This window comes from Bradyrhizobium sp. Rc3b (genome assembly GCF_900114915.1).
Classification (GTDB): domain Bacteria; phylum Pseudomonadota; class Alphaproteobacteria; order Rhizobiales; family Xanthobacteraceae; genus Bradyrhizobium.
In genome coordinates, this window is the sequence record NZ_FOUS01000025.1 from 55333 (window position 1) to 62828 (window position 7496).

The window sequence follows — 7496 nt, forward strand, 5'->3', positions numbered from 1 at the left end:
CCTTCCGCCCCGGGTTGGCACAGCCCTCGCAAGGACAGCGCCGGACCAGCTCGTCATGGGAGTGTCGTGCAGGTCCTTCCGATTTGAGGAGCCTTTTGAGGATCCTTGGGGAGCAGAGGATGCCAAGCGTTCGTTGGGTGAGGATTGTTGGGGTGGCCTGCGCCGCGCTGTCGGCGCTGGTGCTGTCGCTCGCGCCGGCGGCTGCGACCTCGCGCATCAAGGACCTCGCCAATATCGAAGGCGTGCGGCAGAACCAGCTCATCGGTTACGGCCTCGTCGTCGGCCTCAACGGCACCGGCGACACGCTCAACAACATCCCCTTCACCAAGCAATCGCTGCAGGCGATGCTCGAGCGCATGGGCGTCAACATCCGCGGCGCCACCATCCGTACCGGCAACGTCGCAGCCGTGATGGTGACCGGCAATCTGCCGGCCTTCGCCACCCAGGGCACGCGCATGGACGTCACCGTCTCCGCGCTGGGCGATGCCAAGAACCTCCAGGGCGGCACCCTGCTCGTCACCCCCCTGTTAGGTGCCGACGGCAATGTCTACGCGGTGGCGCAGGGCTCGCTCGCGATCTCCGGATTCCAGGCCGAGGGCGAGGCGGCCAAGATCGTGCGCGGCGTTCCGACCGTGGGACGCATCGCCAACGGCGCCATCATCGAGCGCGAGATCGAGTTCGCGCTCAATCGGCTGCCGAACGTGCGCCTGGCGCTGCGCAACGCCGACTTCACCACGGCCAAACGGATCGCGGCCGCGGTCAACGACTATCTCGGCGTCAAGACCGCCGAACCGATCGATCCCTCCACGGTCCAGCTTTCGGTCCCGCCCGAGTTCAAGGGCAACGTCGTCGCCTTTCTCACCGAGATCGAGCAACTCCAGGTCGACCCGGATCTTGCCGCCAAGATCATCATCGACGAACGCAGCGGCATCATCGTGATGGGGCGCGACGTCCGCGTCGCCACCGTCGCGGTGGCGCAGGGCAACCTCACCGTCACCATCTCCGAGAGCCCACAGGTGAGTCAGCCCAACCCACTGTCGCGCGGCCGCACGGTGGTCGCGCCGCGCAGCAGCGTCACCGTCACCGAGGACGGCAAGAAGCTGGCCGTCGTCAAGGACGGCGTCTCGCTCCAGCAGCTCGTCGACGGCCTCAACGGTCTCGGCATCGGTCCGCGCGACATGATCAGCATCCTCCAGGCAATCAAGGCCGCCGGTGCGATCGAAGCCGACATCGAGGTGATGTGATGCAGGCAAGCGCGATCAACACCCCTCGCCTCGCCACCTCCTCGGCTTTCTCGGTCGAGAGCCGCAACGGCCGGCCCGATTTCGAGCTCGCCGCCGCCCTACAAAAGGTCTCGCCGAAGCAGCAGGCCAGGGCGCAGAAGACCGCCACCGACTTCGAGGCGATGTTCCTCAACAGCATGTTCTCGCAGATGACATCGGGCCTGAAAGGCGAAGGCCCGTTCGGCGACACGCCCGGCACCGGCGTGTGGCGCTCGATGCTGACCGAGCAATATTCCAAGAACTTCGCCAAGGCCGGCGGCGTCGGCGTCGCCACCGAAGTCTACCGCACCCTCATCATGCAGCAGGCGAAAACGATCCGCACGGCATAAGGTCAAACGAGATGAACCATTTCAACGCCTCACGTCAGCCGATGCAACAGCGCCCGAACACCGCGCCCGGCAGCGCCGAGGCGCGCAAGCTCGCCGAAGACCTGATGGACGCGATGAGCGCGCTGCTCGGACTGATCGAGCGCGAGACCGAGCTCGTTCGTGCCGGCAAGGTCCGCGAGGCGATGACGCTCGAGAGCAAGAAGCAGGAGCTGTCGCGAAACTATGTCGGCGCCGTCAGCCAGTTGAAGGCGAACCAGGCGCAGCTTGCGAAATCCGCGCCGGAGCTGCTCTCGACGCTGCACCGCCACCACGATGCGTTCCGCGCGATGCTCCAGGTCAATCTCACCGTGCTCGCGACCGCGCACGCGGTCTCCGAAAGCGTCGTGCGCGGCGTCAATGCCGAGCTCCAGAAGCGCAACGTGCCGAACACCTATACGGCCGCTGGTCGCCGCGCAGCTCCAGGTCCGCGCCACATCACGCCGTTGGCGGTCAGCCGCTCGCTCTGAGCTGAGCGCCACAAGAACAAGCGACAATTTTACGAAAAACCGCGCGGCGAAATCGTCGCGCGGTTAGTCACGTTTCCTTACCGGGTCTTCAGTCCTGGTGTTCCATGGTTGCGTTATTAGAGGGGTTGGGATTTGACTCACATTAGGCAACCAGGAGGCTGCCATGAGTACAGATTTCAGCATCAGGCCGGTGGGGATCCCGGCCCCCGTGCAGATCGTCACGACGTCCAATGCGGCGGCGAACGAGGCTGTGCAGACTGATCTTCCGGTGCGCCAGACGGTCGCCGCGGCGGATACGGGCGCGCCCGTGCGCAACGATCTGCCGAACCACGAGAACGTCTCGCGCCAGGTCGTGTTCGACCAGGCGGCCGCATCGTTCGTCTTCCAGGTCGTCAACGAGAGGACCGACGCGGTGGTCAACCAGTTCCCCGACGAAGCGATGCTGCGCCGGCGGGCCTATTTCCATGCAATGGATATGAAGTCCGAGCCCTCGCGTCCACTCAGCACCGACGTCAGCGCCTGACGATTGCGCATTGAGCTGGCCGAGGCAATCGCTGGCAAATGCTCGCGATGCCGACCATCACGTGTCCTCGTCACGGCCGTCCGGACAGGCCCGCAGCGATATTGCGGTTGATCTCGATCAGCGGACGGAAGTGATCGAACTGCGGGCTCATCTGCAGCGCGGCGGTCTGGCTCAGCACGAACACGCTGATGTTGGCGATCTTCTGCCGGACGTCGATCGGCTGCGGATTGTTGTCGCGCATCGCCTCGCTCAGGAAGATGGTCCAGAGCTTGCGGTTGAACATCAGGGCCTGCATGGTCTGCTCGCTGAGCGGATCGGCGTTGTTCACCGCATCCTGGAGCTTGTTCGCGGCCTTGAGCAGGGTCTGCGCCTCGATGTCGCGAGGAGATGCGGTGGTTGTTGCAACACGCGCATAAGCCGAGGCAGCGGAATTCGACATCAATCACACCCTGGAGGTTACCTAGCGCGTTGGACGCGCTTAAGGATTTCTTTCCCAACCCTAGGCAGCACCGCTTAAGATTTGCTTACGTGTTGTGCTTGGAAGCCCTCCGGATAATTACGGGTCACGGAGCTCTTCGTCGGCGCAACGCTAGATCCACGCACGCACGATGTAAATTCGCTTCGCGTGATGCGTGTCGATCTCAGCTAATCTTGTCTTAGCGATCTCCCTCAAAAGAACGGCGGAGCGTTAGCCCCGCCGCGATATATCGTGTGGCGATCTTGCGCCTCGAAATTAGCGGAGCAGCTGCAACACGCTCTGCTGCGACTGGTTGGCCAGCGACAGTGCGGACACCGCGATCGACTGGCGGGTCGACAGCGCCTGGCTGTTGGCCGCTTCCTCGTTGGTATCGGCGAGCGTCAGGTTGGACGAGCCGGTCTGCAGCACGTTGATCAGGTTCTTGGAGAAGTCCTGGCGCACCTGCACGATCGAGAGGTTCGAGCCGAGCGAGGAGCCTTCCGAGCGCAGTCTGCTCGAGGCGGCATTCAGGCTGGCCAGCACCTTGTTGGTGGCGCCGTTGTCGATGAAGTCCGTGCCGGGAACGAGATTGCTGAGGCCGAGGCCGGCCGCGTTGAACACGACGCCGTTGATGCCGAGCGTGGAGCTGCCGGTTTCGTTGAAGACCAGCTTCAGCGTGTCGCCGTTGAGCAGGTTGATGCCGTTGAAGGACGAGTCCTGCGACGTCGTATCGATCTGCGCCAGGATGTTGTTGAACTGGCTGACCAGGCTCGAACGCGCCGTCTGCGCGACGGGATCCTGAACCGGCGGCTGTGCAGTGGTAAAGGCGAGCACGCCGGTGAGCGTACCACCGACCGCGCCGCCCGCCGCCGTCGAACCAAGGGTCGAGGAGGCGTATTCGTTGACGGTGGTGACCGTCAGCACGCCGTTGGCGTCGATCGTCGCCGTCAGGTGGTTGGCCTGAAGCTGCACATTGAGCTGATCGAGCGTCTTGACGGTGCCGTTGGTGCCGTCGCCGAAGGTGACGTTCACCGGCGTACCGCCGTTGAAGGAGGAGAAGGTCAGGGTCTTGCCGCTGACACCGCCAACACCGGAGGTTCGCGCCGCGGTAAAGGCGGTCGCCGTTCCCGTGTTGCCGCTGAGGCCGAACGCGCTGAGGGCGTTGCCGGTGCCGGTGATCGAAAGATCGGAGTTGATGCCGGTGGAGAGCGCAAGCTGACCGCTGCTGTTGACGGACGACGGGATCTGGCCCGCAGTGGTCGACAGTGTCGCCGCGCCGTTAAAGAGGCTCGCGGTCTTGACGCCGGTGGCAAGGTCGACCGCGTTGAGCAGGTCGGTCAACGTCGCGCTCTGCAGATAGACCGTTGAGTTGCCGTTGCCGTCGGTAACGATGTTGCCGCTGACGCCACCCGACGTGACGCTCGCCGCCGATTGCGGCGTCTGCGCGTTCTTGAACGTGATGGTGTGACCATCGATGTTCAGCGTCGAGCCGTCCTGAACGAGAGAGCCGAGCGAGCCGGCGGTTGTCGACCGGTTCGCGGTCACGCTTGCATTGCCTGCGCCGGTCGCCGCGGTCAGACCGAGCTTGTTGAGGAAGTCGGCCTTGCCCGTCACGCTCAGATCGGCGCCGGTCGAGCTCTTCAGCGTGACCTGGCCGCCGGTGATGGACGATGCGACTTGAAGCGTGCCGACGGGACCCGCCGAACCGCTGACCGCGATGGTCGCCGCACCCGCACTGATTGTAGCGGTCTTGACGCCGCTGGCGAGGTCGATCGCGGTGAGGACGTCGTTGATGGTCGCCGCGGGCGCCGCCGCCGTTCCCTCGTAGACGATCGAATTGCCGTTGCCGTCGGTGGCGATGTGCCCGCTGGCGTCGAGGCCCCAGCCCGTCGGCTGCGTGGCCGGAGCGACGCCGGTGCGGAAGGTGATGGACTTGCCGTTCACCGTGATGGTGTCGCCATCCGCGGGCGCGGCGCCGAAGGTGGTGGAAGCGGTGGTGCCGACCAGCGTGGCGGTGCCGCTGAGCACGGTGGTGCCGTCGGCCGCGGTCGCCGCAAATCCGACCAATGTGCCGGCGCTCGAGCCCAGCGAGGCGCCAAGTGCGGCGGTTCCGGTGACCGGGGTCGTGCCACCGGCAGCGCCGGTATAGAGCACGTTGCTCTTGGCGGTCGCGCTTGCATAGGAGGTCGTCCCGCGCAAGTCGGCCGGCGTCGCACCGGGAATGGTGGTGGAGACGTTGGACTTGGTGGAGTAGCCGACCGTGGTCTGCAGCGCCTGGTTGGCGATCGACTTGGCGCTGTCGATCAGCTTCTGCAGCGAGGTGATGCCGGTGTTGGCGGCTTGCAGCACCTGGACACCATTATTGATGCCATCGAGCAGGTTGCTGATGTCGCTCGCCCGGTTGTCCAACCCCTGCGCCGTGAAGAAGTTGGTGGGATTGTCGAGCGCGGTATTGACCTTCTTGCCGGTCGACAGCCGCTCCTGCGTCGTGGCCAGCAAGTCGGCCGTCGACTGCAGCGACAACAGGTTCTGGCGAACGGACGCCGAGAGAACGATGTTGGACATTGGCGAGTCTTCCTCTTGAACCGGATACGAATCGGCCGCGCGGTCTCGAAAGCGGGCTTTTGTCCAGTTTTAGGAGGTGTCCTTTAAAGTATGGTTAACGCCGGTTTAATCGATAGGGTTAACCGCCGGTGAACGCCCCTCTCCGCCTCCGGACGCAAAAAGAGCGGCGGGGCAAATGACCCCGCCGCCCGATTTTATTTAATAATTTCAGCCGCTTATTAGCGAAGCAGCTGGAGCACGCTCTGCTGCGAGGTGTTGGCCAGCGACAGCGCGGAGACCGCGATCGACTGGCGGGTCGACAGCGCCTGGCTGTTGGCCGCCTCGACGTTGGTGTCGGCCAGGGTCAGGTTGGACGAGCCGGTCTGCAGCACGTTGATCAGGTTCTTGTTGAAGTCCTGACGGATCTGCACGACCGAGAGGTTCGAACCGAGGCTCGAGGCTTCCGAGCGCAGCGTGCTCGAGGCGGCGTTCAGGTTGGTCAGCACCTTGTTGGTGGCGGCGTTGTCGATGAAGTCGACGCCGACGGTCAGGGCAGCAAGACCAAGACCCTTGGAGTTGTAGGTCACGCCGGTGATGTTCAGGCTCGACTTGCCGGTCTCGTCGAACACCAGCTTGAGCTGGTCGCCGTTCAAGAGGTTGACGCCGTTGAACGAGGAGTCCTGCGCGGTCGTGTCGATCTGGTTCAGGATGTTGTTGTACTGGGACACCAGATTGGCACGCGCCGTCTGGGCAACGCCATCCTGGACGGGGTTGGAGGCCGTCGAGAAGGTCAGCGCCGAGGTGAGCGTTCCGCCGATCGCGCCGCCGGCAGCCGTCGAGCCCAGCGTCGAGGACGCGTAGTCGTTGGACGCGGTGATGGTCAGCAGGCCGTTGGCGTCGATCGTCGCAGACAGGTTGTTGGCCTGCAGCTTGGTGTTGAGCTGGTCGAGCGTCTTGACCGTGCCGTTGGTGCCGTCGCCGAAGGTGACGTTGACCGCCGTGCCGCCGTTGAAGGAGGAGAAGGTCAAGGTCTTGCCGGCGATGCCGCCGATGCCGGAGGTGCGGGCCGCGGTGAAAGCGGTCGCGTTGCCGGTATTGCCGGCGAGGCCGAACACGTTCAGCGCATTGCCGGTGCCGGTGATCGAGAGGTCGGCGTTGACGCCGGTCGAGATCTTGAGCTGACCGGACGTATTGATCGTCGAATTCGACTGACCGGTGGCGGTCCCAAGCGTCGCGGTGCCGTTGGCGTTGATCGTCGCGGTCTGCACGCCGGTGGCAAGGTCGATCGCCTTCAAGACGTCGTTGACCGTGCCGGCCTGCAGGTAGACCGTCGAGTTGCCGTTGCCGTCGGTGACGACGTTGCCGCTCACACCAAAACCGCTCGGAACGCTCGGAGCACCGGTCGAGCCCGGAACCGGCGCGTTCTTGAAGGTGATGACGTGACCATCGACGTTCAGCGTCGAACCGTCAGCGATCGCCGCACCCAGCGAGGCCGAGCTCGTGGTCCGGTTGACGTTCACCGTGGCATTGCCGCCACCCACGGACGTCGTCAGGGCGAGGGCCTTGAGCAGGTCGGCCTTGCCGGTGACGCTCAGATCCGCACCAGTCGAGCTCCTCAGCGTGACAGCGCCGCCGGCAACGGTCGAGGCGGTCTGGCCGACACTCGTGGCGATCGCCGCAGCACCCGCGCTGATGGCAACTGTCTTCACGCCGCTGGCGAGATCGATCGCGCTCAACAGATCGTCGACGGTCGCAAGCGTCGCAGGCGTGCCGGTGCTACCGAGATAGACGGTGGTATTGCCGCTGCCGTCGGTGACGAGATGGCCGCTGACGCCCGAACCGGAGGGGACACCG

At 64.6% G+C, this 7496-nt stretch carries 7 protein-coding genes; 4 read left to right on the forward strand and 3 right to left on the reverse strand.

The window, feature by feature from the left end; all coding sequences use genetic code 11:
- Positions 1-119: 119 nt before the first annotated feature.
- From BM190_RS37585 to BM190_RS37600, 4 genes are all read left to right on the forward strand, one after another.
- Complete coding sequence (locus tag BM190_RS37585) at positions 120-1244, forward strand: flagellar basal body P-ring protein FlgI (RefSeq protein WP_026202627.1); 1125 nt, start codon at positions 120-122, stop codon at positions 1242-1244.
- Positions 1244-1612, forward strand: a complete 369-nt coding sequence (flgJ, locus tag BM190_RS37590) for a flagellar assembly peptidoglycan hydrolase FlgJ (protein ID WP_177237521.1) — start codon at positions 1244-1246, stop codon at positions 1610-1612. Before BM190_RS37585 ends, flgJ begins: the two co-directional genes overlap by 1 nt.
- Before the next feature lie 11 nt (positions 1613-1623).
- On the forward strand, positions 1624-2118 hold the full coding sequence (locus BM190_RS37595) for a hypothetical protein (RefSeq protein ID WP_018321838.1): 495 nt from the start codon (positions 1624-1626) through the stop codon (positions 2116-2118).
- Positions 2119-2281: 163 nt separating this feature from the next.
- Positions 2282-2641 (forward strand): hypothetical protein, encoded by a 360-nt coding sequence (locus BM190_RS37600; protein ID WP_018321837.1) that lies wholly within the window; start codon positions 2282-2284, stop codon positions 2639-2641.
- Between the two features lie 70 nt (positions 2642-2711).
- On the opposite strand, the gene flaF is transcribed toward BM190_RS37600, so the two are convergent.
- From flaF to BM190_RS37615, 3 genes are all read right to left on the reverse strand, one after another.
- Positions 2712-3080, reverse strand: coding sequence for a flagellar biosynthesis regulator FlaF (gene flaF / locus BM190_RS37605; RefSeq protein WP_008554779.1), 369 nt, complete (start codon positions 3078-3080; stop codon positions 2712-2714).
- Between the two features lie 294 nt (positions 3081-3374).
- A complete protein-coding gene (locus BM190_RS37610; RefSeq protein ID WP_092262745.1) occupies positions 3375-5663 on the reverse strand; it encodes a DUF1522 domain-containing protein in 2289 nt (762 codons plus the stop codon).
- A gap of 218 nt (positions 5664-5881) precedes the next feature.
- On the reverse strand, positions 5882-7496 hold a 1615-nt coding region (locus tag BM190_RS37615), incomplete at its 5' end, for a DUF1522 domain-containing protein (protein ID WP_092262748.1).

What these genes read in the sequence shown, in the direction of transcription:
- BM190_RS37600 (WP_018321837.1), top strand. Translation starts at nt 2,282, where the DNA reads ATGAGTACAGATTTCAGCATCAGGCCGGTGGGGATCCCGGCCCCCGTG.
- BM190_RS37595 (WP_018321838.1), top strand. Translation starts at nt 1,624, where the DNA reads ATGAACCATTTCAACGCCTCACGTCAGCCGATGCAACAGCGCCCGAAC.
- BM190_RS37585 (WP_026202627.1), top strand. Translation starts at nt 120, where the DNA reads ATGCCAAGCGTTCGTTGGGTGAGGATTGTTGGGGTGGCCTGCGCCGCG.
- flgJ (WP_177237521.1), top strand. Translation starts at nt 1,244, where the DNA reads ATGCAGGCAAGCGCGATCAACACCCCTCGCCTCGCCACCTCCTCGGCT.
- BM190_RS37610 (WP_092262745.1), bottom strand. Translation starts at nt 5,663, where the DNA reads ATGTCCAACATCGTTCTCTCGGCGTCCGTTCGCCAGAACCTGTTGTCG.
- flaF (WP_008554779.1), bottom strand. Translation starts at nt 3,080, where the DNA reads ATGTCGAATTCCGCTGCCTCGGCTTATGCGCGTGTTGCAACAACCACC.